At 50.3% G+C, this 23,261-nt stretch carries 23 protein-coding genes; 15 read left to right on the top strand and 8 right to left on the bottom strand.

The genetic code is table 11. The features are described 5' to 3' along the window. Window positions 1-9: 9 nt before the first annotated feature. Together BM058_RS10165 and BM058_RS10160 are read left to right on the top strand one after the other, a co-directional pair. Window positions 10-330 carry a DUF2642 domain-containing protein gene (locus tag BM058_RS10165; RefSeq protein WP_090926930.1) on the top strand — a complete coding sequence of 107 codons (321 nt, stop codon included), beginning with the start codon at window positions 10-12 and terminating at the stop codon, window positions 328-330. A gap of 14 nt (window positions 331-344) precedes the next feature. Further along, window positions 345-557, top strand: a complete 213-nt coding sequence (locus BM058_RS10160) for a hypothetical protein (protein ID WP_090926929.1) — start codon at window positions 345-347, stop codon at window positions 555-557. Window positions 558-769: 212 nt separating this feature from the next. Here the strand turns inward: BM058_RS10160 and BM058_RS10155 are convergent, their stop codons facing one another. Next, on the bottom strand, window positions 770-1,723 hold the full coding sequence (locus tag BM058_RS10155; RefSeq protein ID WP_177195513.1) for a Gfo/Idh/MocA family protein: 954 nt from the start codon (window positions 1,721-1,723) through the stop codon (window positions 770-772). Window positions 1,724-2,163: 440 nt separating this feature from the next. On the opposite strand from BM058_RS10155, the gene BM058_RS10150 reads away from it, so the two are divergent. From BM058_RS10150 to BM058_RS10135, 4 genes are all read left to right on the top strand, one after another. Beyond that, a complete protein-coding gene (locus BM058_RS10150; RefSeq protein ID WP_090926927.1) occupies window positions 2,164-4,164 on the top strand; it encodes an alpha-L-fucosidase in 2,001 nt (666 codons plus the stop codon). 957 nt (window positions 4,165-5,121) lie between these two features. After that, entirely contained in the window at window positions 5,122-6,039 is a 918-nt protein-coding gene (locus BM058_RS10145) for an aldo/keto reductase (RefSeq protein ID WP_090926926.1), read from the top strand. Window positions 6,040-6,042: 3 nt separating this feature from the next. Next, entirely contained in the window at window positions 6,043-6,702 is a 660-nt protein-coding gene (locus tag BM058_RS10140) for an HAD family hydrolase (protein ID WP_090926925.1), read from the top strand. Window positions 6,703-6,976: 274 nt separating this feature from the next. Further along, window positions 6,977-7,351, top strand: coding sequence for a YbaN family protein (locus tag BM058_RS10135; protein WP_090926924.1), 375 nt, complete (start codon window positions 6,977-6,979; stop codon window positions 7,349-7,351). A 7-nt stretch (window positions 7,352-7,358) separates the two neighbouring features. Here the strand turns inward: BM058_RS10135 and BM058_RS10130 are convergent, their stop codons facing one another. Beyond that, window positions 7,359-7,562 (bottom strand): hypothetical protein, encoded by a 204-nt coding sequence (locus tag BM058_RS10130; protein ID WP_090926923.1) that lies wholly within the window; start codon window positions 7,560-7,562, stop codon window positions 7,359-7,361. A gap of 160 nt (window positions 7,563-7,722) precedes the next feature. On the opposite strand from BM058_RS10130, the gene BM058_RS10125 reads away from it, so the two are divergent. The 6 genes from BM058_RS10125 (at window position 7,723) to BM058_RS10100 (ending at window position 14,941) form a co-directional block, all read left to right on the top strand. Continuing rightward, on the top strand, window positions 7,723-8,700 hold the full coding sequence (locus tag BM058_RS10125) for a Gfo/Idh/MocA family protein (protein ID WP_090926966.1): 978 nt from the start codon (window positions 7,723-7,725) through the stop codon (window positions 8,698-8,700). A 77-nt stretch (window positions 8,701-8,777) separates the two neighbouring features. After that, window positions 8,778-10,175: a tetratricopeptide repeat protein gene (locus BM058_RS10120; RefSeq protein WP_090926922.1), complete on the top strand. Its 1,398-nt coding sequence runs from the start codon at window positions 8,778-8,780 to the stop codon at window positions 10,173-10,175. 451 nt (window positions 10,176-10,626) lie between these two features. Next, complete coding sequence (locus BM058_RS10115) at window positions 10,627-11,010, top strand: GntR family transcriptional regulator (protein WP_090926921.1); 384 nt, start codon at window positions 10,627-10,629, stop codon at window positions 11,008-11,010. After that, a complete protein-coding gene (locus tag BM058_RS10110; protein ID WP_090926920.1) occupies window positions 11,003-11,905 on the top strand; it encodes an ABC transporter ATP-binding protein in 903 nt (300 codons plus the stop codon). Before BM058_RS10115 ends, BM058_RS10110 begins: the two co-directional genes overlap by 8 nt. Then, window positions 11,880-13,253 carry a hypothetical protein gene (locus BM058_RS10105; RefSeq protein WP_090926919.1) on the top strand — a complete coding sequence of 458 codons (1,374 nt, stop codon included), beginning with the start codon at window positions 11,880-11,882 and terminating at the stop codon, window positions 13,251-13,253. Before BM058_RS10110 ends, BM058_RS10105 begins: the two co-directional genes overlap by 26 nt. Before the next feature lie 500 nt (window positions 13,254-13,753). Further along, window positions 13,754-14,941, top strand: a complete 1,188-nt coding sequence (locus tag BM058_RS10100) for a nitrate/nitrite transporter (protein ID WP_090926918.1) — start codon at window positions 13,754-13,756, stop codon at window positions 14,939-14,941. A gap of 657 nt (window positions 14,942-15,598) precedes the next feature. On the opposite strand, the gene BM058_RS10095 is transcribed toward BM058_RS10100, so the two are convergent. Next, a complete protein-coding gene (locus BM058_RS10095; protein WP_090926917.1) occupies window positions 15,599-16,054 on the bottom strand; it encodes a hypothetical protein in 456 nt (151 codons plus the stop codon). A gap of 43 nt (window positions 16,055-16,097) precedes the next feature. Beyond that, entirely contained in the window at window positions 16,098-16,706 is a 609-nt protein-coding gene (locus BM058_RS10090) for an RsiV family protein (protein ID WP_177195512.1), read from the bottom strand. Between the two features lie 96 nt (window positions 16,707-16,802). On the opposite strand from BM058_RS10090, the gene BM058_RS10085 reads away from it, so the two are divergent. Further along, complete coding sequence (locus BM058_RS10085; protein ID WP_090926915.1) at window positions 16,803-17,423, top strand: CAP domain-containing protein; 621 nt, start codon at window positions 16,803-16,805, stop codon at window positions 17,421-17,423. Between the two features lie 34 nt (window positions 17,424-17,457). Here the strand turns inward: BM058_RS10085 and BM058_RS10080 are convergent, their stop codons facing one another. Further along, entirely contained in the window at window positions 17,458-18,180 is a 723-nt protein-coding gene (locus tag BM058_RS10080) for a DUF421 domain-containing protein (RefSeq protein ID WP_143083010.1), read from the bottom strand. Between the two features lie 179 nt (window positions 18,181-18,359). Between BM058_RS10080 and BM058_RS10075 the strand changes: the two genes are divergently transcribed. Continuing rightward, window positions 18,360-18,890, top strand: coding sequence for a hypothetical protein (locus BM058_RS10075; protein WP_090926914.1), 531 nt, complete (start codon window positions 18,360-18,362; stop codon window positions 18,888-18,890). A gap of 129 nt (window positions 18,891-19,019) precedes the next feature. On the opposite strand, the gene BM058_RS10070 is transcribed toward BM058_RS10075, so the two are convergent. Beyond that, on the bottom strand, window positions 19,020-19,331 hold the full coding sequence (locus BM058_RS10070) for a hypothetical protein (RefSeq protein ID WP_090926913.1): 312 nt from the start codon (window positions 19,329-19,331) through the stop codon (window positions 19,020-19,022). A 111-nt stretch (window positions 19,332-19,442) separates the two neighbouring features. Beyond that, complete coding sequence (locus tag BM058_RS10065; RefSeq protein ID WP_090926912.1) at window positions 19,443-20,771, bottom strand: DUF2254 domain-containing protein; 1,329 nt, start codon at window positions 20,769-20,771, stop codon at window positions 19,443-19,445. A gap of 99 nt (window positions 20,772-20,870) precedes the next feature. Between BM058_RS10065 and BM058_RS10060 the strand changes: the two genes are divergently transcribed. Beyond that, complete coding sequence (locus BM058_RS10060; RefSeq protein WP_177195511.1) at window positions 20,871-22,076, top strand: DUF2515 family protein; 1,206 nt, start codon at window positions 20,871-20,873, stop codon at window positions 22,074-22,076. On the opposite strand, the gene BM058_RS10055 is transcribed toward BM058_RS10060, so the two are convergent. Then, window positions 22,058-23,257, bottom strand: a complete 1,200-nt coding sequence (locus BM058_RS10055) for a CynX/NimT family MFS transporter (RefSeq protein ID WP_245736931.1) — start codon at window positions 23,255-23,257, stop codon at window positions 22,058-22,060. The genes BM058_RS10060 and BM058_RS10055 overlap by 19 nt on opposite strands. Window positions 23,258-23,261 lie beyond the last annotated feature (4 nt).

Raw genomic sequence — 23,261 nt, 5'->3', positions numbered from 1 at the left:
AGGATTAGTATGGCTAGAGTAAACGCCTCGGCATCCGCAAATATAGAACAGCTGGTTAACCAGTTATCGAATGTAAGCGCCAGTATCGGAGGGGGGACGTCATCTAACAATGATACTCCCCCCACCACCGCATGTTCCCCTAATACACCTGGAACACTGTGGGAAGTATTGTGTTCCTTGGTAGGAGAACAGATAGAGGTGACCACTCCGTTTGGAGTGGTGGACGGTACGCTCTTATCCGTCCAAAGCGACTATATTGTGTTGGTAGACGACACGGGGTCTCAAGTCCTTGTCCGTTATGGAAATATTGAGACAGTAAATGAACTCTAAAGGAGGGTTTCACATTGTTTGAGAACACATTTGCTGCAGAATTAGCGTCGCGGCTTGGTTCAAGAATTGAAATAGCGACAGGCGAAAATCTAGTCGAAGGCTTACTGATCAGTGTTAACAATAATTTAATCAGCATTGACACTACCAATGGGTATGGATCAGGAAACAGGTTGTATATCTCTATTAACAGCATCAACTACGTTCGTTTTCCAGCCTCAGCAGCATAGTTTATGCCTGTAAGTCTCATCGTGGACACAGAAAAGCTCCCATGCTGACACTCTTAATATAAAGGATGGAACCTTAAAATCTGCTTAAAAAAGCAGGTTTTAAGGTCTTTTTTATAGTATCCGAACATAGAAAAATCTGTGATTTCAAAATCCAGCCTCAGGCGTTCTGCGCTTATCCTGCTTAAAAAATCAGCTGCCTTTTTGGCAGCTGATCAGGAGTTACGATTCCCTTTTTGTTTTTTAATCGCTTCGCTGATTTCACTGGAAATCGTGAGCGATTTGATGCCGTCGGTTCCACTTACCAACGGTTCTGTGTTGTTCTTGATACAAGAGATAAATTCTTTCAGTTGAAACATCAACGGTTGATAGAAAGGGGGGATTTGTATTGTCCTTGTTACGGTGCTTGGGAAATCTTTTGTTTTTGGTTTATCGGTACGAGTAATGTTAATTTCATTTCGCAGAAGATCAGCTGTAAAATAAGCTTTTTCCGTTAAAACCTGCACCGTACGTATCATTTTGTTGGATTGCAGGCTTGCTGTGACCTGCGCCACCACACCCTGTTTAAACTCAGCAATGACAATAGCATGTTTTGGGGACGTTTCGATTAACTGTCCCAGTGTATAAAATTCTTTTAATTCGTCTTCCATCAGTTCATTAATGATATAAAGATCATGAATCATTAAATCGTGGACCACATCAATGTCTTTGAATTTTGATTGGTACGGGGACAAGCGGTGTGTATCGAGAGCGATGACGTTCTGATTCTGTATTTCTTTTTTTAATGTCTGAATGACCGGGTTAAATAATTCGATATGCCCCACCTGCAGGATGAGATCTTGTTCTCCGGCTTTTTTAACTAACGTTTTGGCTTCCTGGACCGTGGAAGTGATTGGCTTTTCCATCAACATATGCACCTTGTGTTCAATACAGCGCAGACCGACGTCGTAATGAAACGGGGTCGGCACTGTAATACTAACGGCATCTACTTCCTCTAATAACTCCTCCAGCGAATAGAAGGGAGGGACATTATAGTTTTCGGCCATCTGCCGGTTTCTTTTTTCATTTGTATCATAAATTCCAGCCAGACGACAGGAATCAGATAAAGACTTGTACGTTCGAATATGATTCTCGCCCATGTTTCCGGTACCTATAACTCCGACCTTCATTGTGAACCCGGCCTCCTTTTTCCAGTCGTACATGGAATCGTACTACGTTATCGTATGACCGCGTTCAACCGGAGAAACGGCGGGATCAGGAAACAAACGCAGGCCTACCAGGTCATAGATTACAGACTATGAAAGTGATAGAGAATGAGGAAGCGGAGCAGATCCTTTGAACTAGCAGACTAAGGATTTTGACCGCCTTCTACTGCATACGGTGCAGCCGTTAATTTGGACATACACATTCTTTTCATTAAGAAATTCCATTCGGCGGCTTATGGAAAGAAACGAATGGAATACTTAATTTCGAGTTTCAACATGCAGGCAATGGAAAACGAAGAGGAGGTCTTTCATATCCTGTTGCACATATAAAAATTTTTTAAAGGAAACAGGAGAGACAAGTTGAAGTAAGAGGGGAGACTGTAAAATGGAAAGGAGTGGGTCGAATGAGTGCTGGCTTCCGGCAGGTGCATCTGGATTTTCATACGTCGCCGCACATTCCGGATGTGGGGCGGGATTTTGATCCGGAAGCGTTTGCCAACGTGCTGCATGATAGTTTTATCGATTCCGTCACAGTGTTTGCAAAGTGCCATCACGGGTATTCTTATTATCCGACCCGCATCGGTACGGAGCATCCGTCCCTGCGGCGGGATATGCTTGGGGAAATGATTGACGCCTGTCACGCCCGCGGTATCCGGGTGCCGGTGTACACGACGATAGTGTGGGACGAGCTTGCGGCGGAGAATAATGACTGGCGCCAGGTGGACCGGGACGGAAAGCTGGTTGGGAAAACGCCTCTTGGCAGCGAAGATAACCGTGATGCCGCGGGCTGGAAGTGGCTCTGCATGAACAGTCCTTATGTCGATTATTTGGAAACGCATACAAAGGAGTTTGTCCGGGGTTATCATCTGGATGGTGTTTTTTTCGATATTGTCCACCAGACGAGACCGGGCTGCGTATGTCCGTACTGTCTCGAGCAGATGGATGTGCTGGGGATGGATCCGGAAGATACAGAAGATCTGCTCCGGCATAGTCTGATTACAGAACGAAAGACGATGGAGCGGCTGGAAGAGGCCGTTCACGCTGTGAAACCGGATCTGCCGGTTTTTTTCAACGGGCGTGTTCGGCTGGATAGGAATGCAGAAGCCGGAATCCGGCCGGAAATGGCATGGATGACGCATGTGGACATCGAATCGCTTCCCGGGGGTCTCTGGGGATACAATCATTTTCCATTGTATGCCGCGTTTTATAAAACGCTCAACAGTCCTTTTACCGGCATGACCGGACGGTTTCACACGATGTGGGGGGATTTTGGCAGTCTGAAAAATCAGGCGGCGCTTGAGTATGAATGTTTTCTGATGATGGCGCACGGCGCGGGCTGCGTGATTGGTGACCAGCTTCATCCGCGCGGCGCTCTTGATAAGGAAACGTATCGTTTGATTGGGGATGTGTATAAACAAGCGGCAGAAAAAGAAGAATGGTGCCGGGACGTGCGTCCGGCAGATGAGATCGGTGTGCTGATGTCCCAGGTATCCGAAGGGGTGGCAAACGAACCGTCCAGCTTCAGCGATGAAGGGGCGATGCGCATGCTCACAGAGCTGCGGCGTCCGTTCTGCCTCCTGGATGAAGCGTCGGATTTTTCACGGGTACGGCTGATTATCGCGCCGGACCATGTCCCGTTTTCCGATACGCTTTTGGAGAAGATCAACGCGTTTATCAAGCAGGGCGGCAAGCTTCTTCTGTCCCACCGTTCCGGGTTGAATGAAGCCGGGGTACGGGAGGTTCCGGCCGGGCTGCAGTATAAAGGGGACCTGCCGTATTCCCCGGATTACATAAATATGGCGGACGCGTTTGAAGACCTGCCGGATACGGCGCAGGTGTTTTATGAACGGGGCAGCAGGGTGGAAGCCTCCCCCGGTGCCGATGTGCTGGCTTATGTGCAGCGCCCCTATTTCAACCGCACCCGGACGACGTATATGTCCCACTTTCATACGCCGGTGGATGACGTCACAGCTGATCCGGCGATCGTTCGGGACGGGGCGGTGATGTATCTGGCTCATCCCGTGTTTGAATCGTACCGGCGCTATGGAACCCGCGCGTACAAACAGCTCGCGGCGCAGTGCATCGATGCTCTGCTCCCTGAACCGGTTCTCAAGACAAATCTCCCTTCCACAGCGCAGATCACGATCAATGACCAGCCGGATAAGAACCGCCGGATGCTTCACGTACTGCACTACATCCACCAGCGCCGGGCGGAAGGGCTGGACGTGCTCGAAGATGTCATTCCGCTGTACGGAATAACCGTGTCCCACCGGGTGGACGAAACGCCGCAGCAGGTGTACCTTGCCCCCTCGGAAGAAAAGCTGTCCTTTTCATATGACAGAGGCGCGGTGAGCGTTACGATACCCGAAGTCCGCGGCCACCAGATCGTCGTGTTTCAGTTTTAGCCGCCTCAGGTTGCTGCAGGTGCTGCCGAGTTACGTTTGTACCGGGGTGAGAGGTGTAAACGTAACCCGGAGAGGTTTCTAAAGACGTTTAAGGGAGCCGGGAGTGGTGTGAACGCAACTGGGGCAGATTCCGAGTTGCGTTTAGGGGTCCCGGAGCAGCGGGAAACGTCGCTGGAGCCAATCTACAATGAACTTAGCCATTCAATCATTGCATGCAGGGAGGCTGCCGGCGTGAGGCAGGGCTGCCGAGTTACGTTTGTACCGGGGGGAGAGGCGTAAACGTACCCCGGAGAGGTTCCTAATGACGTTTACGGGAGCCGGGAGAGGTGCAAACGTAACTGGAACGGATACCGAGTTGCGTTTAGGGGTCCCGGAGCAGCGATAAACGTCGCTGGAGCGAATCTACAATGAACGTAGCCATTCAATCATTGCATGCAGGGAGGCTGCCGGCGTGAGGCAGGGCTGCCGAGTTACGTTTGCGCCGCGGTAAGAGGCGTAAACGTAACCCGGAGAGGTTTCTAATGACGTTTACGGGAGGCGGGAGAGGTGCAAACGCAACTGGGGCAGGTTCCGAGTTGCGTTTAGGGGTCCCGGAGCAGCGGGAAACGTCGCTGGAGCCAATCTACAATGAACGTAGCCATTCAATCATTGCATGCAGAGAGGCTGCCGGCGTGAGGCAGGGCTGCCGAGTTACGATTGCGCCGCGGTAAGAGGCGTAAACGTAACCCGGAGAGATTTCTAATGACGTTTACGGGAGGCGGGAGTGGTGTAAACGTAACTGGAACCGATACCGAGTGACGTTTACGCACTCCGTAGATACCACAAACGGTTCCCGTGCCGCTCCCCGCCACCATCCACCTGCCACCGGTCATAAACCAGCTAGATGCCGTGACTGTCGTTCCACGGCAGTTTGCCTTATAATAGAAAAAGCAGGAGTGAAAAAAGGAGGATCTATACATGAAGTACCGTACATTAGGAAAAACCGGCATGGATGTTTCTGTCATCGGCATGGGAACGTGGCAGTTCGGCGGCGAATGGGGCAGAGACTACACCCAGCCGGAAGTCGATGCTATTTTTGATAAGGCGAGAGAAACAGGGATCAACCTGATTGACACGGCTGAATGCTACGGCGATCATTTGTCGGAAGAATTCATCGGACGCGCCACAGAGAAAGACCGGGAAAACTGGGTGCTGGCGACGAAATTCGGACACAAGTTTCACGATTTGTATGAACGGACCCGTCATTTCTCAGCGGATGACGTACGCCGGCAGCTCGAGGATTCTCTGCGCGCGCTCCGCACCGACTACATCGATTTATATCAGATGCATACCGGCATTGGGGAAGAATTCGGCAACGACGCCTTGTGGACGATGCTTGATAAGCAGAAGCAGGAAGGCAAAATCCGTCACATCGGCCTCTCCATCGGGAAAAAAGAAGACAGCTATCAGACGAAAAACGCATCCGACGCCGGAGCGGAAAGCATCCAGGTCATCTACAACCGGCTCGACCGTTCTCCCGAAGAAGATGTACTGCCGTCTGCCGAAGAACAGAATCTCGGCGTCCTTGCCCGCGTACCGATGGCAAGCGGCTACCTGAGCGGGAAATACAAGCCGGGCGCGCAGTTTGCGGACAATGACGTACGTCACCGCCACGATAAGGATGAGACGCGCCGGACGCTTGAAATGGTCGAAGAACTGGCGAAAAACGAAGTACCCGAAGGCGTACCGATGGCGCAGTGGGCGCTCGCCTGGTGTTTGAAGCATGAAGCGGTGACCACCGTGATACCGGGTTGCAAGAACCCGGACCAGGTCGCATCAAACGCGGCAGCGGCCGATCTTGATATGGTGAGCGGCAGCCATCCGCAGTCGGTGTAGCCCATGGGACAAGACGTAAAAGCAGTTATTTTTGACTTTGACGGATTGATCATGGATACCGAAACGAGGCAGTTCGATGTGCTGCAGGAATTGTTCATAGAGTACGGCACCGATCTGCCGCTCGAGGTGTGGCAGCAGGAAATCGGCACATCGACGGGATTCACGCCGGCCGATTATCTGGCGTCTCGTACGGGGAAGATGGTGCAGCAGGACATGTTTCTCGAGCAGTTTAAGGAACGTTTTCTGGACCGGGTGAACGGAGAACCGGCCCTTCCGGGAGCAGAAGCCCGGATCCGCGAAGCGCGGGACAGGGGACTCGCGGTCGGCCTGGCTTCAAGTTCCGACTTGGACTGGGTGTCCATGCACCTTAAGAACCTGGGGCTGTTTGACTATTTCTCCTGCATCCGGACCTCGGATGATGTAGAGGACGTGAAGCCGGATCCGGCGCTGTACGAACAAACCGCCGCCTGCCTCGGCGTCCGGCCGGAAGAATGCGTCGTATTTGAAGACTCCGTCAACGGCGCCCTCGCTGCCGAACGCGCCGGCATGCGCTGCGTGATTGTACCGAATAAAGTGACCGAAACCCTGGCATTCGGGCACCACGACCGCCGGCTGGATTCGCTTGAAGACACCACCCTCGACGCGCTTCTCCCCTCTTTATAAGTGGAACCTGCTGCCTTTCGGGCGGCAGGTTTTTTTACAGACACTTCCCGGTTTAAAGTGTCCATTATATCAGGATACCGGACACTTTCCTCAAGTTTGCGGGAAGAAGTGTCCAGTAAAAAAAGATACAGGACAAAATGAGAGGCAAACTGTCTATCATCGACGGGTTACGGACAAAAGCAGAAGAAAAATGTCTCTAACCGCTGTCTGGTTTACGAAACGCCTGCGCCGAACTATAATATGTATAAATGATACATATTAAAGGGGCAAAACCATGATTACGTCGATGAAAAAAACACTCCTCATTTTCAGCGGCAGTCTCTGTGTTGTGCTCGGACTGATCGGTATCGTGCTGCCGCTCGTGCCGACAACGCCGTTTCTCCTGCTCGCCGCCTGGTGTTACGCGAAATCATCGCAGAAGCTGTACGACCGGCTGCTGCGCACGAAATGGCTTGGCACCTACATCCACCAGTACCGGACGCAGCGGGCGCTTCCGCTCAAAACCAAGTGGACCGCACTGATTGTGCTGTGGGTCAGTACGTTCTACTCTATCTTTTTTCTCGTACCGCTTCTCCTCATCCAGATTCTCTTAACCGGTGTCGTTCTCTATATCTCGTATTTTATTTTTTCGCTGAATACACTGCGCTGACTCTTGTTTACCAGAAAAGATGAATCAACCAAAACATACCGCCTAAAACAGGCAGGATGACCGCCAGAATGGTAAAGAACTCTTTAGGATCTTCCACTGCTTTACCCGGAAATGTCAAAAAGGTAAAGATGCCGTTTGTAAAAATATTATCCAACAGCAGTCTCTTTTTTCTCTCGTTATCTTCGTTTTGATTCCTTTTATTCTTTTTCATATTACCACCCCCATCACAAGAGACCGGCGGCTGAATACTCTGCCCTTTTATATGAACCTGAAATACGTTACGCTGAATACAGAAGAATACGTGATAAACATTCTTGAGTATAGTATAATAAGGACAACTGGAGACAAAAAGGGGGATGCCGGCGGTGAAGATGGCAACGATCGGAACGAACTGGATCACAGAGGCCTTTATCGATGCGGCACGCGGCGTGGATGCGTTCTGTCTGCATGCGGTGTATTCCAGAGACGAAGAACGGGCCCGGGATTTCGCGGCCAAAACGGGAGCCGGTACATATTATTCGGATCTTGAAGCCCTGTTTGGTGACGATGAACTGGATGCGGTCTACATCGCAAGCCCGACCCGGTACCACGCCGAGCAGGCCGCGTCGGCGATGGAGCACGGCAAACATGTCATCTGCGAGAAACCGCTCTGCAGCAATGAGCAGGAAGCCCGTCACCTGATTGAAACCGCGCAGAAACACGACGTGGTGTTCATGGAAGCGGTGAAAAACCTTTATACCCCCGGGTTTCAAACCTTGCAGGAATGGCTGCCGAAAGTCGGCACGGTGCGCAAAGCCGTCTTCCATTTTTCCCAGTATTCGAGCCGCTATGATGCCTACCTGAACGGAGAGGTCCTGAACGCGTTCAAGCCTTCGCTTTCAAACGGGGCGACGATGGATATCGGTGTGTACTGCCTGCACCCGCTTCAGCGCCTGTTCGGGGAACCGGAAGAGGTGAAGGCGTCCGGCCACGTACTCGAGAGCGGCGTGGACGGCCAAACGAATGTGCTTCTTTCCTACGACGGCATGGATGCGGTGGCCGCCTACTCGAAAATCACAGCGTCGAACAGCCCGAGTGAGATTCAAGGGGAAAAAGGCACCCTCTATATCGACACCATCCATGAGATGGAGCATCTGACGTTTGTTCCGGTGAAAGGAGAACCGGAAACGGTGGATATCAACCAGCAGCATCCGGATATGTATTACGAAGCGGCAGCGTTTATCGGTGCCTGTGATACGAATGATACAACTTCATTACATTGGCACGATTCGCAGATGGTGATGCGTCAGACCGACCGGATCCGAGAGGATTTGGGCGTTGTATTTGAAGCGGACCAGCTGCGGACGTGACTTCAGAAAAAGAAGCAGTTCCGCGCGCGGCTGCTTCTTTTTGTACGTGATTTACTATATTAAGGGAGGTTTTTCAAATGAACCAAACCGAATGCGTTATCACCGATGGAAAAAAACAGACGACGGTACGTCCCGCCTCGCTCATCGTATTTCTGCAGGGCAAAATGATAGAAGCCTGGGATAAAACGGGACAGGTTTACTACATGATTTTTTTCAAAAATGAGTATCTTACGACCATGAAAGCCCATCACGTGCGGCGGCGTTCGTTTCTTGAAAAAGCCGTGAAGCACGGCGCGGTCTATGAGGCACCGCATCCGTTCATCGGGGAAGTATTGTCGGATAAAACGTCATTTCCAAAGCGCGGTCTGAGCCAGCTCCGCGGCAAGTTCCAGAGCCAGCACACCTATCAGGAAACCGCCCGTATGCTTACCTTTTTCGATGCGTTCGTGTCCAAAAAAGATCTGTTTCAGGACATCCAGTCGTTTTACTACCAGCACCGGCGCACCGGCCAGCTGTTTCTTGGTTACCGGATTATCCGGGTGCTGATGGATTTCACACCAAAACACAGCTGGGTCAAACAGCTGGCAAACGATATGGAATTTTCCACCTTTAAGGATATGTATCAGAGGATGGAACCGGAATTATGGGAAAAAGACCCCCTTTATATGGAAAAGTCCTGCTATTACGGACGCAAAGATCCGGAAAACGCAGCGCAGCTTCTCCGGTTCCTGAAAGAAGAAAAGCGCTGGGTCGACGCGTTTTCGCTGATGATCGATCAAATCCAGCGGGAAGGCGGCGACGCTTATTACGACGAACTGCTGCAGTGGCTCCATCTGTATTACGACAAAGAGGAGCAGCAGCTGATTTTAAACGACCTGTATGCTAAAGTGCCGTCCATGAAGCGGCTTCCTCAGGATCTGCTATCCATTTATTTGTCCCGTCATGACCTGGAAAACACCCTGCGGCTCCTTCAGCAGCACGATATGTCTCTTAATGAGAAACAAGAGGCTGCTCTGGAAGATATGCTGGAGAAGATGGATCTGAAAACATCCGGCGCGCGGCTGGATGACCTTCCTCTTTACATCGCATCCATGTATGACAACCAGCCCCGGAAAGCAGAGAAAATTCTGCAGCTGTGTGTGAATGAACTTCTTTCGGATCGTCCGCTTCAGGACGTCATCACGTGGCTCGCGCCGATCCGGGAAAAGTCGCATGCCTCCCCGGTCCTCCAGCAGCTGGAGAAAATGAAAGCTTACCACGATGACCCCGAAAAGCAGCGTGAACTTGGGGAGATGCTGTATGATTTCAACCAGCTCGACCAGGCCGTGGACTGCTTCAGCTGGGAAATGGAAATGAACACGACCGATCCCGAACCCGTGCGCTGGCTCTCTAAAATCTATCTTGATCTCGGCCGCGACGCCGAATCAAAAGCCTACCAGGACCTGTACCGCAAAATGCAGAAAGCCAACGCCTGACCGTATCGCCCGGTCCAGGGCCCCGGCCGGCACGCGCAACCTTCAGCGTGCCGGCCGGGGCTTTTTTGTGACGATTGCCGGCGGTTTCTGCTAACGACCAAATTACGCGCAAATGGGGAATGAATGGGTCGCTAGGGCGGTGCAAAGAGCTAGTTACTCGCTGGAGCAGGAGGGAAACGGTCCCTGGGGGATGCCCAGGGGCCGTTTGTTCTGTGATGCGGCTTGGAACTGGTCGCTAGAGCGCGCCTCACGACCGATTGCGCCCACATTTTGCAGGTGGATCAGCTGTTGCCGCCGGCCTGTGATGAGTCATCAACTTTTTTTCTGAAATGAAATGGAAATTATATCTTTACAACAGATAAAAGAACGATTATACTATCAATTGTATTAATAAATATAATACAGAAAACACACCAGGCATACAAATCGGTAAAGCAGAGGAGGGGATGATTTGTTCGAGCTTGACGTGCGGAGCCGGAAGCCGATTTATGAACAGCTGATGGATAATATCAAGGAACTCATTGTGACCAGTGTGTTACGGCCGGATGAAAAACTACCGTCGGTGCGTCACGTATCACAGGAACTGACGGTCAATCCGAACACCATTCAGAAAGCCTACCGCGAACTGGAGCGGCAGGGATTTCTGTATTCCGCAAGCAGAAAGGGGTATTTTGTGGCACCGACCGACTGGATATCCAATGACCGAAAGCTGGAAGAGATGAAAGACCAGTTCCGGCCTCTTCTCAAAGAAGCCATCTACATGGGACTGACGAAAGAGGAGCTGCTGCGCTGGTTTGAGGAAGCAGAACAGGAAGGGGGAGACCATCGTGATTGACGTGCAGCATGTCACGAAGACGTTTGAAAAAGAAGACGCTGTCCATGATCTGAATCTGTCGGTGAAACAGGGGCATATTTACGGTCTGCTCGGGTCAAATGGGGCCGGAAAAACAACACTTCTGAAGATACTCGCAGGCATTTACCGGCAGGACGAAGGAACGGTTCAGATAGACGGGGAACCGGTCTATGAAAATGTACCAAAGAAACAGAAAGTGATTTTTATCCCGGACAATCCGTATTTTCTGCCGCAGGCTTCCATTAAGCAAATGGCTGCCTATTACCGCTCGTTTTACCCAAACTGGGACGAAGAGCGTTATCAAAAGCTGGAGCAGGTGTTCCAGATTGATCCGAAACGAAAAATCCAACGGCTGTCGAAAGGAATGAAGCGCCAGGCCGCCTTTTGGCTCGCCCTTTCCGCCATGCCGGAGATTCTTATTCTCGACGAGCCGATTGACGGACTCGATCCGGTCATGCGTCAGAAGATTAAGAATCTATTGTTCCAGGATATCGCAGAGCGGGACGTGACGGTGATCATTTCCTCCCACAATCTCCGGGAAATCGAAGACATCTGCGACCAGGTCGGCATCATGCATAACGGCACGCTGCGCATCGAAAAAGAACTCGATGAGCTGAAGACCGACACACATAAAGTCCAGGCCGCCTTTGACTCAGACGAAACAAAAGAAGAGGCCGCTGCCGGACTGAACATTCTTCACGAAGAGAAACGCGGAAGCGTCTATCTGCTTATCGTCCGCGGGGACCGCGAAGCGATAGAGGAGCAGCTCAAACCGTATGAGCCGCGCGTCTTTGACCTGCTGCCGCTGACGCTCGAGGAAATTTTCATTTACGAGATGGGAGGCATCGGCTATGACATCGAAAGTGTCCTTCTTTAATCCCGGAATACAAAAACAGAATTTTAAACAATTCGGCTGGATCGGCATTGTTATTTTAATAGGTTGGATATTCATCGTTCCCATGCGAATGATAAGGATTACCGACGATTGGTATGGCCCGGAAGATGTTACTACCATGACCCAGATTTCCAATGGAACAGAACTTCCGGTCATTGTCGGCGGAAGTATTTTAACCGGCATGTTTCTGTTTCGATACCTGCAGGTTCCTGATGCAGCCGACATGATGCACAGTCTGCCGGTACGCAGAGAAAGCCTTTTTTTCAATCAAGTGTTGACCGGGTTGGTTTTGATCATGGCGCCATTACTCATTACTGCAGGAGCGGCACAAGTGATTGCCGGGATGTATCCTGAATTCAATGAGTTAACCCCTCAAACGATTTGGTCATGGGCCGGAGCATTCCTCATTATGAGTGTTTTTTTCTTTCTCTTTACAGTATTTGTGGGAATGGCTGTCGGGATGTCGATAGCGACCGGTATCATAACCATGATTCTGCTTATACTGCCGGCCGGCATGTACACCCTTATTAATGGTACTATTGCCTTCTATTTATATGGTGCTCCATCTTCTAACATCAGTGCCATGGAAGCCATCGTACCTTTTTCGCCGCTTCTGTTTGTATCTAACATAGTAGAAAATCAACAAACAGCATGGCAGTTAGCGGGATACGCGGCTGCGGCGGTACTGTTTGGAGCTGCTGCGCTTGTCTTATACAAACTCCGTCCGATAGAAACCGCATCGGAAGCGATCACGTTCCGTGTGCTGCGCCCCATATTTAAGTACGGTGTGACATTCTGTGCTATGCTGACGTTCAGCGTCTTTTATAGTCAAAATGATAATACAGGCTGGATAATTTTCGGATACGTTTTCGGGTCGGCTGCCGGGTACTTCATTGCGGAAATGATTTTGAAAAAAACATGGAGGGTGTTCCGGGGTAGAGCTCTCATCGGTTACGGCGGGTACGCTGTTGTGATTATTATCGCAGGTGCGATGCTGCATTACGATGTATTTGGCTATGAATCCACGATCCCGGACAGTGACTCCGTACAGAGTGTGTATGTTGGAGAATTTATATCACACCCGGCAGATTATCAAAATCTGTACAGTACATCGGATGCTTACCTGGATGACGTTCAGCAGCTGCATCAGGCGATTATTGATCATCGTCCTGAAGAGGAACAAGGAGCATCCAAACAATCTGTGAGTATAGCTTATGAGCTGGAAAATGGGAAAACCATTATACGGCAATACTTCTATATTGACACGGACGGATTTTCCGAAAAATTACAAGATGTAAAAGAATACGATGCCTATAATGCAATACCGTAAGAATGAAAAAGAGTCTGGGACAAAACCTCTATAAGATAGAAAAATGCCGAACGATTTTAAAAAATCGTTCGGCATTTTTCGTTGCTGAGACAAACCGCTGCGCCAAAATGCTTCGCTTTTACTCCAGAGCACAAGGGCGACATCGATTCGCTGGCGCTTCTCGCGGAATCCTCGGAAGAAAATCGCTTCCTGCGGGGTCTTGAGACTCGTGCTGTTCCCGCAGGAGTCGAAGCATTTTGACTCCGCTACCATTCGACTGTTGAGCAAGGATGCAAGACATTCGTGTTGTCCTCCACCTATTTTACTTTTGTCCCATACTCTTTTAATAGAATTAATATTTTTTCAGCGGTTACGTGTCATCATTCAGCACGTGCCATAAAACATGTACCGTAAATGCAGATTTATTGATAGAAAACCTTCCTAATTCCCTTACAGTTCCGGAATACTATGGCAGACTCTATAAGTAAAGAGCCGGGCAACAAGGAAGGAGGGATCCGGCAATGGAACAAAAACGTGCTGGAGGAAGTCTGCTGCTGTTGACGACGATTGGAATGACGGTGGCTTTTATGGTGTGGGGGGCGTTTTCTCCGCTGATCAATCAGATCGGGGAGACGTACAACCTGTCCGCCACAGAAAAAAGTGTGCTCGCCGCGGTGCCGGTGCTGCTTGGTTCGGTGATGCGGGTACCGCTTGGCATTCTGACGGAAAAGTACGGAGGGAGAAAAGTCTATACGCTGCTGCTTTTGTTTCTGATTGTACCGCTCACCGCGGCAGGATTTGTGGATTCGTACGCAGCGCTTCTCGTTTGTGCTTTTTTCCTCGGGATGGCCGGTACATCATTTGCGGTATCGATGACGTTTGTTTCGAAATGGACATCGAAAGAAAAGCAGGGGACCGCGCTCGGCATCAATGCGCTCGGTAACGCGGGTACGGCCGCGGCCAGTCTGGCGCTGCCGATGATTGCGCTTGCCGCGGGTCTTGAGTGGGTATTCTGGTCGTTGATTCTGCCGATTGCCGCGATGGCGGTGCTCCTCTGGTTTTTCACTCCGGAAACGCCGAGTGCGGATACGTCCCGCACCGTAAAAGGAGAACTGTCGGTGCTTACGTACAAACATACGTGGACGCTGTCGCTGTTTTATTTCGTCACGTTCGGTATCTTTGTGACGTTCAGCGTGTACCTGCCGACGCTGCTCACTGATGTGTTTGACTTGTCGGCAGTGGATGCGGGACGTCGGACGGCCGGGTTTATTATACTCGCCACGTTCATCCGCCCGCTCGGTGGGTTTGCTGCTGATAAATTAGCTCCGGGGCCTATTTTGGCAGGGGTGTTTCTCACGGTCGCGGCAGGTGGAGCCGGGATTGCCATCGGCGGGGAAAACATGATGCTCATGACGGCCGCCAGTCTGCTGCTTGCGGCGGCGTCCGGGGTTGGAAACGGTGCTGTCTTCAAGATGGTTCCGAGTATTTTTCCAAGTGCGACCGGAACCGTCACCGGCATCGTTGGTGCAGCCGGAGGACTCGGCGGATTTTTCCCACCGATTCTGCTCGGCGTCGTGCGCGACATGACCGGGGCTTACGCCATCGGATTTCTTCTCCTCGCTGTGATGAGCACCGCCTGTTTCCTCGTGAACCAAAAAGCCTTTCTCAAGAACAAAAAAGAACAGAATCTAAAAGAAGTCCAAGTATAAAAAAGACCCAGACGATTCGTTATTCGAGTCTTTTGGTGCAGGAGTTGGTAACACAGCAAGCCTCAGTCACCGCAGAATGCACAGCACTCGTCCAGTTGTCCCTTCACGCCGGTGTCTGTTGTTTATAGACGGGACATTTCCCCGTGCCTCTTGTGTGTAACCGTCACAATGGCCCGTAGGATACGAAAAAGTGACGCGCAGCCTGCCGCTAAACGTCACATTTCGGTCAGTTGGCCAAAAAAGGAACCCGTAGAATCAGTCTAAGTGTCACAATTTTCCGGTGTCAGCTCTATTGTGGGCTATAGGATGGTTTTTATAGACAGCACCAGCACCAGAGTGTCCAGTATTTTCTTTTACTGGACACTTACTGGACTTGCTGGCGGAAAGTGTCTGTTATTTATATATACTGGACATTTTTCTGTGTCACGCGATTCAACCTGTCCCTTATTTTCAGGTTATGGACATTTCTCCGCACCTCTTGTCTGTAATCTTCATAAAATCCCATTAAATGAAAAGCGAACGCTCCACCTGCTTTCGTGCAGGGCTGCGGATGAAAAAGTACTCCATTTGAACAGAGCCACGAAAAAATCCGAACGAGGGAAACAGCACACAGCATGCCGTATCCCTCGTTCGGATTATTTTTTTATCCTTCGTATTCTACGCTCTCGTGAATCCTTCTTTTTCGAGAAAGTCGGCGGCTTCGGGATAGGTGTTGAAGGCTCCTTCAAGCTCCAGCCCGGCGTAGATGTTCCAGCCGCCGTCTTCTTTCATGATAACGAGCACCTGGTCGTTTTCATTCGTCCATTCTTCCATCGTCATTTCTTCCGGGTCTTCCTGCGGCGACATGGATTCAATCGCTGCAGAAACGATCTCGCGCAGCCCCTCGGCGCTGTATTCGCGGATGTTGACCATCCCTTTTTCATCGGTTTTCATGCCGTGGATCTGTCCGGCATAGACGAAACCGTTCCCGTTTGGATGAAGGTGGTAGACGACATTTTTTTTATCAATCACGCTGTCTTCATAATGGTAATTCACCCGGCCGAGCGATACTTCTTTCATCGTGAGCTCCGGGAATCCATCAAGTATTTCCATTTTTTCTTCGAATGTAAGCATAGAACCTCCAGATGTACTTGTTGTGTCGCCTTATTATATCATGTCATCCGCCGCTTAACATCATTCCAAGCGGAGAAGACTCGCGGACGACGGACTGCAGAGAGTATCCGGAGATAGGAAACATCGGAAATCCGGCGTATCCCGGCGTGATATCGTATTGATCAAAATAAATGACAAGGCTTTTGTCGGCAAGATAATACTTCTGATCCTGACTGACTCCCGGGAAACCGTTCAAAAGAGGAATGTCACGTTCTTTTATCTGCGCTTCAATGATCCGGTTTACGTTCTCTTTCCAATTGCTGCCCGGCTGAAACTGCTCTGACAGCGAATATACCTTATCCCGGGACACGTCCGCTGTCACCGAATCCATGTATTCCACCGGATGCGCAAGCTGAGGGGAATTGGCAAACAGGGAAAACGTAAAACTGACAATACACTCTTGATTGTTTTTAACGCGGAATGATCCTTGAATGTCTGTCACTCCGGGCTGGTAATACCCCTCCTGTTGCAATTTTTGAAACATGCCGTACACGCGGGAGAATATGTCCTGGTTGACGGCTTCTGCGCCGGGGTGAACGATCCACGGGAAAAACACCGGTTCTTCCATAAGGCGGTATGTCTGAATGGAAACGGGGAAGTCGCATATTTTCAAAAAAGACACTCCTTTGCCGGCCTGCACGGTTAAAATCAAGCAGGCTGGTCCATAGTAATAGTAGTTCATTCATGGTATGAGAAAAGGAGTGAAATCATGAAAGGTTTTTTATGCACCGCATCATGCCTGCTTCTTTTCATCAGCGGCTGCCAGCAGGCGGAACAGGACACCGGAGATAATCAACCGCTGACGATCGTTGATGAGGAAAGGGAAGAGGGGGGAGACAATATCCCATTTGACCTGCTTCCGGATGACGAACAAGACACGGAGACAGAAAAACAACAGGAAGAACAAGTGGAGAGCCGGGAAAAACAGAAGACGGAGCAGGGGAATCCGGGAGAGGAAAATCTCAAAGCTGAAGTCATAGCCCTGACGAACGAGGAACGCACCAAGCGGGGACTTAATCCTTTACAGGAAAATGGGACGGTGGCTGAAACAGCGCAGGCAAAATCGGAAGATATGGCAGCCAATGATTACTTTGCCCATCAGTCACCGACCTATGGATCTCCGTTTCAGATGCTGAAAGAATACGGGGCTGATTTTCAGGCGGCAGCGGAAAATATCGCCGCCGGCCAGACAACTCCGGAGCAGGCGGTGGAAGGCTGGATGAACAGTGAAGGTCATCGAAAAAACATTTTAAACGAGGAGCTCACCCATATTGGCATAGGCTATGAAGAGAATGGAAATTACTGGACCCAGATGTTCATCGAAAAATAATGCAAAAACCACCTGGAGCACCTCAGGTGGTTTTTTAGTGCAGAATAGGGGGTAATGAAAGGGTATCAGCATATTGCAGGGATACGTGCAGTTGAAGTTCCCGGGTCAGCGAAGCGAAGAAAACCTCTTCGATATCGGTGATACCCTGGGCAGCAAGTTCGTCTTGCAGCCAGGTTTCATCGACGTTCTGACGGCGGAGCACGTCGTGTTGGATGATGCCTTCGATGACAACCGGAAACGCAATCGCCGAGGACTGTTTGAGGTATGGTGTATCTTCAATTGTTACTGTGGATTTTGCCGGTTTTTTTAACACACTGAGGCTGCCATTCGCTTCAACGACCGCGGTTTCTACATCGTCTACGTTGAAAATGTCTTTCTCACGAAGGGCCTCGAGTACATTGTCCACGGAATAGCGTATTTTTTTCAGGTTACTTCGGATAAATGTCCCGTTTTGAATAACGACGGTCGGTTTGAATGTAATGTATTTTCCAATCGTCCTGTTTTTTATTTTAAGCATTGCCACACCGCGCTGCAGCAGCGCAATGAGAACAACGGCGACGGCTGTGTGTACGTGCTGGATGTCAGGGTCGGCAATGTCCGCGCCGACGACGGAACCAAGCGTCAGGACAATCAAAAAGTCGAACACGGGCAGCTCCCCGATGGCGCGCTTTCCCATGAACAGTGCCATCAAAAGAAGAAGGGGAAGAATCGTGATGATGCGCCCGGCCACGGTGAAAAGTTCAGTGATAGTCTCCACATCCTTTCCCCCTTTTTCGTATAGTTTTCTCCTTTGTGTCTCTGTTATTCTCTTTCTTTTTGTAATCTTTTTGTATCTAAAATGTAATATTATCTTAATTTAACGTTTAAGTTTGTAACAAAAAAGGAACGTATCTAATAGAACGACAGAGACGAACGCTTTTTAAGGAGGAACAAATCATGTTCAAACAAAAAATAACCCGTATCGTAAAACAAACATTGATTGGAGCAGCCGTTGCCGTGACAGCTGCATCCGCCGGTGGAAGTGCAGCCGCCGCAGGCACTGATACATCTATGAACTCGTTTTCCCTGAACGAAATCTTACAAAATTATTACACAACAGATCAGCAGACGGCCACCGAGCAGACCGAAGGCTTGAATATTGGATTAAATACGATAGAAGGGACGAAGGGATTTGACGAGGAGAGCAGCACGCTCTCGATGCCGGTGGAGGAGATGTTCAGTATAGAAGATACGTCTTATATCAATGAAGCCTCCGGCGGGATTATTCTGCGCGTCAGCAACCCTGATGTTGTTAGTCTTGATGAAAAGGAAGGGGCGTTGACCAAGACCTTGCAGCCTCAAGGTACACTATCCGCCCATGACATCACCCTGCACGGAGAATCCGAAGGCGCAGCCAAGGTTTACCTAAATGCAGAAGACGGCGGAACCACCACCACCCTTGGCACCGTGGAAGTCGAAGTACGGTAAAAAAACCACAAATCACGCGGACATCATGAAAGGGACACAACATTGCTAAAAAGGGAGCTGTATCAAGAGGTACAGCTCCTTTTTTTGGTGGAAGAAACGCCTGTGTATTATTTACGAAAAGGTGTGCTGTCAAAGCACCATGTTGAAAATGGATAGGATGATATCTATAACGAACAGCACGAGGAGCAGGTTTAGAAAAATGGAAGAAGAGATTAAACCTGATTTTGAAAACAGGTGTTTCGGAAATTTCCATCCCAGTATGATACTGAGTCCCAATAAAACAATCGTAATAACAATATAGCTGATATCAAGATGCAGGTAATCGACTATATGTTCTCCAAGCAATTGTCTGTTAAACGACCAGAACGAAACAAATGTACTACACACGAAAACAAAAAGGGAGATACTCCCCCACCCTAAAGGCTTTCTTGTCTTTGCCATACACACCAGTCCTTATTCACAGAATATAGGTAACATCAATAATTATAGTGATTTTTTTCTGAAAAGTAAAACCTTTCAGTAAAGCAGGAGTAGTGTGCTGCGGGGGCCGGGTTACAGCGGCTGGAACTGGTGGCGGCGCCCGCAGATGGAGGCAAGCGTGCGAAGTTTGTGGTTCAGGTGTTTCCGGTCAAGAGTCAGCAGGTCCTCGCGCTGCAGCCCTTCCATCACGTATTCGGTGAATTCCCAAATGATGCTTTTCACCTCATCTGCGTTGACGTCGGCCATAAGAATGAAGGCATCGAGCGCCGCCGATAACACGGCCAGGTCTTGAAATCCGTACTGCCGGATTTGATGAAACGATGTGTACAGATAATCCGAAAAAGCAGGCTGCTTCATGATCAGGCGCAGGTCTCCGGAGGCGTCGTAATGAAACGTCCGGGGCAGCTGCTTGCGGCCGAGCCGGGCAAGGATTTTGCCGAGATTTTTGATACAGGCAACCGCAGTGTTCGGGTCATTAATGCCGGGAGAAAGGGCGCGGAGGGCGATTTCCACAATCTTAATTAAGGCCAGTTCGATCGTGTCACTCGACGACTTTTCCGCTCCAAGGGTCACAAAAGGTCTGTAATGAGCGGAACGGATCTTTTTTCCCTGCTCCCACACCGACAGAAAAGGAGCTCCCTGCTCTATATAATCACTGACTTCCGCATTAATCCGCACGATACAATCATCGCGTGATGCCCTGCGTATTATCCCCTTTGTATCGATGTGCTGAATATACCCGGAATCCGCGGAGCGCACCGGTGACGGGCTTATCGTTTTAATATCTTCGCTTTCCCAGTCTTCCCACGGAACAACCGGCGCCCATGAAGGCAAATCAGGCAGTTCTTTCTCTATTTTTTCCAATGTGTCTTTTGTGATGTAATGCAGCAGGCTGCTCACCTGGATCCAGCTGGACACGTGATGGATAAAAAAAACAAACATAAAGACGCAAATTATCGCAAAAAATACAGCGAGGGAAGGTGACAAAAAAACAGCCTCCTCTCCGCCCCGCAGAAACAGCAGAAGCAGAAGGGAATAAATGATGCCGGCCGTGAAAAAAGCGAGCACCCGCTGTGTTTTCGCATCACTGATGAAATTCTGCAGGGTGCGCGGCGAGAATTCGGACAGGTAGGTTGTTAAGACGACAAGGATGGTGGAAAAGGTGATGGTTGTCATCGTAAGCAGGGCCGCTGAAATGGCGCCTAAAATCGTGCGTGAGAGTTCCAGCGGTATAAACAGCGGGGAGGGGATCCAGACGGGTGCGGCCTGTGGCAGAAAACGAGAGTCGATGTATACACTGAGCACCGCCAGTAAGCAGGCACCAAGTCCGTAAAGGGACGGAACATAGAGAAAATTGGACCGGATGTTATGAAACAGACTCCGCAGCGACAGCACTATCATCACCTCCACCCTTCAGTGTCTGCAGCGAGTCCTGCTTTTATCCTGACACAAGCATGAAGTGAAGGTTTTACTTAAAAAATGGAAAGGAGGGAGGAAGGATTGGATCCATTGGCACGTTTGATATTACCTATGGAGTCCAAGGCGGGGAGTACGGTTCGTCATATAAAGGCGGAGCGGCGCCGGGATATGTTTAGAATTACACCAAAGAGCAGGTCGGAGATGAGCCGAAAACTGCAGCAACGGGTACGCGGGTGGGAGGCTGAGTCTAATGAGAAAGATATCGTGGAACGAATCAAACAGCAGACAAGAGAGGGAGCCCGTAATAATATCACACGAACCGAATGCTACCGCCGGATATATCTTCAAAACGAGGAGCTTCACTGGGCGATGCTCGCCCACATGGTGTCGCGCAGCAGCGGCTGGTGCATGACAGATTTAAAAGGAGAGTGGCTGCCGGAGCTGTTGTCTGAAGAAAAGCGGAAAAACTTGTTTGACCTTTATGAAACGGCTAATTTCCTCATCTTTCAGGATGCGTATCCGCAGCTGCTGTTGTACGTGGAAAGTAAACGCCGGGGAAGGAATCTTTTTCACCTGCTTCCATCTTTTCACGTCTCCCGGTTCATGCAGCCATTCTGGGATGATTTTTGGATTCACCGTAACCCGGTACTGTTAACGACAGCACTGATCATCAATGAGCAGCATTATATTGAAAAGCGGGTGATCCAAAGCGATTCTTTTCAACAACGTGTGCTGCAGACATTCCCGTTTATCACGCAGGAACTGCTGCAGATGACTCAAGTTGTGTTTCCTTACCGGGAGAAAAGCAGTATCCGTCTGGCCGGGCTGACTCTTGAACATTTTGCATCATTGTCCGAACGAATTGAAGCCGGCAAACGGATGTATGCGGTGCTTTTTGGTATAAAAGAGGTGCAGGACGGGGTGAACACGTGGATGAAAGAGGTGTCTCATTCCGGATCACGCCGTGACTACTGGCCCGGTCTGTTTACAACCCGAGGACGCGCAGCACGCCCGAAAGAACGGTTGATTGCTGAAAAAATCAGAACGGACGCGCCGCTGTTGTACAGTCCGGAACTCGGCGCGGTCTGGCGGGACAGGCAGCCCCGCCGCATTTGGAGAAAGGACTGGTTCACCTCCATGGATGTACTTCAATACGTGAAAACACCCCGGGTTCCCTTTTCGTTTGATATGACGGGCGAATACTGCTTTGGCTTAAATAAGCTGGAACGCCTGGCTCTTTTGAAAGAAACCTTCACAGCTGCAGCAAATCAAGAGGGCAGAATATAACGGTCTTCTCCTGCTTTTATTCCCGACCAGAACATAACGGCTGTCACGATGACAAAAATGATAAGGGCGGGCATCCAGCTCTGGTACATATCAAACAGCAGTCCTGTCGAAAAAGGACCAACGGCAGCGAGAAGATAACCGAAAGACTGGGCCATGCCGGAAAGACGTGATGCCTGTGAAGCGGTACGGGCCCGCAGTCCGAGCAGCGTCAATGAAAGACTGAGCGCTCCCCCCTGGGCTAGTCCGAACAGCAAAACGCTGATAATCGGTAAAATGACAGGTCCATCGATAAACAGCCCGGAGAGACCTATGATGTAAAGAAGACTGATTCCGGACACAATCCCTTTTTGATGGGAAAGACGGGCGGCCAGAACCGGAATGAAAAAGGACAGCGGAAGACTGACAAACTGCATGATGGACAGCAGCCATCCCGCTGCAGCCGGATCGAGGCCGCGCGCCTGCAGAATTTCCGGCAGCCACGTAATCAAGCAGTAGAATAAAAACGACTGCAGGCCCATAAACAGTGTGACCTGCCAGGCAAGTGGTGAACGCCAGACCGATGCTTCATTTTCTACGGATAAGCCCTGGCTGCAAGACTCCGGTTTCTGCCTGAGCTGCGGGAGCCAGAGCAAAAGAGCGGGCACGCATAACAGCGCCCACGAACCGAGCGACATATGCCAGTCGAGATTCAGCCCGTTGGTGAGAGGGAGGCTGAGCCCCGAAGCGGCACTTGCAAAAAGGACCATGGATGTCGTGTACAGCCCTGTCATCGTGCCGACATGCTGTGGGAATCGCTCTTTCACGACGCCGGGAAGCAGAACGTTCCCAATCGCGATACCCCCGCCGGCCATGGCGGTTCCAACGTAAACGGCAGGGAGTATGTCGGCTGCGCGCAGCACAATGCCCGCCGTGAGAAGCAGTAATCCGGCATACACAATCCGTTCCTTGCCAAACCGCTGTCCGGCCGCAGGTGCGAGAGGGGAAAGGGCGGCAAACGCCAGGAGCGGCAGTGTATTCAATAGACCAGCTGCCCCGTTTGTGATGCCGGTGTCTTCGCGGATGATGCCAATCAGTGGACCGACCGACGTGATGGCCGGACGTAAATTAAACGCCACAAAAATAATACCGAACACCAGTATCAGATTTTTGGGCGTCATCCAGGTGCTTTTTTCTTCGTTCATATGT

It is taken from the genome of Salibacterium qingdaonense, assembly GCF_900114715.1.
Classification (GTDB): Bacteria; Bacillota; Bacilli; order Bacillales; family Marinococcaceae; genus Salibacterium; species Salibacterium qingdaonense.
This window is presented reverse-complemented; position numbering and strand designations above follow the sequence as displayed.

Bases quoted from the DNA above. Each gene is read 5' to 3' on its own strand.
- BM058_RS10135 (WP_090926924.1), top strand. From the start codon at position 6,977: ATGATTACGTCGATGAAAAAAACACTCCTCATTTTCAGCGGCAGTCTC.
- BM058_RS10070 (WP_090926913.1), bottom strand. From the start codon at position 19,331: ATGGCAAAGACAAGAAAGCCTTTAGGGTGGGGGAGTATCTCCCTTTTT.
- BM058_RS10105 (WP_090926919.1), top strand. From the start codon at position 11,880: ATGACATCGAAAGTGTCCTTCTTTAATCCCGGAATACAAAAACAGAAT.
- BM058_RS10120 (WP_090926922.1), top strand. From the start codon at position 8,778: ATGAACCAAACCGAATGCGTTATCACCGATGGAAAAAAACAGACGACG.
- BM058_RS10075 (WP_090926914.1), top strand. From the start codon at position 18,360: ATGTTCAAACAAAAAATAACCCGTATCGTAAAACAAACATTGATTGGA.
- BM058_RS10155 (WP_177195513.1), bottom strand. From the start codon at position 1,723: ATGAAGGTCGGAGTTATAGGTACCGGAAACATGGGCGAGAATCATATT.
- BM058_RS10055 (WP_245736931.1), bottom strand. From the start codon at position 23,257: ATGAACGAAGAAAAAAGCACCTGGATGACGCCCAAAAATCTGATACTG.
- BM058_RS10130 (WP_090926923.1), bottom strand. From the start codon at position 7,562: ATGAAAAAGAATAAAAGGAATCAAAACGAAGATAACGAGAGAAAAAAG.
- BM058_RS10100 (WP_090926918.1), top strand. From the start codon at position 13,754: ATGGAACAAAAACGTGCTGGAGGAAGTCTGCTGCTGTTGACGACGATT.
- BM058_RS10150 (WP_090926927.1), top strand. From the start codon at position 2,164: ATGAGTGCTGGCTTCCGGCAGGTGCATCTGGATTTTCATACGTCGCCG.
- BM058_RS10095 (WP_090926917.1), bottom strand. From the start codon at position 16,054: ATGCTTACATTCGAAGAAAAAATGGAAATACTTGATGGATTCCCGGAG.
- BM058_RS10085 (WP_090926915.1), top strand. From the start codon at position 16,803: ATGAAAGGTTTTTTATGCACCGCATCATGCCTGCTTCTTTTCATCAGC.
- BM058_RS10165 (WP_090926930.1), top strand. From the start codon at position 10: ATGGCTAGAGTAAACGCCTCGGCATCCGCAAATATAGAACAGCTGGTT.
- BM058_RS10145 (WP_090926926.1), top strand. From the start codon at position 5,122: ATGAAGTACCGTACATTAGGAAAAACCGGCATGGATGTTTCTGTCATC.
- BM058_RS10140 (WP_090926925.1), top strand. From the start codon at position 6,043: ATGGGACAAGACGTAAAAGCAGTTATTTTTGACTTTGACGGATTGATC.
- BM058_RS10065 (WP_090926912.1), bottom strand. From the start codon at position 20,771: ATGATAGTGCTGTCGCTGCGGAGTCTGTTTCATAACATCCGGTCCAAT.
- BM058_RS10125 (WP_090926966.1), top strand. From the start codon at position 7,723: ATGGCAACGATCGGAACGAACTGGATCACAGAGGCCTTTATCGATGCG.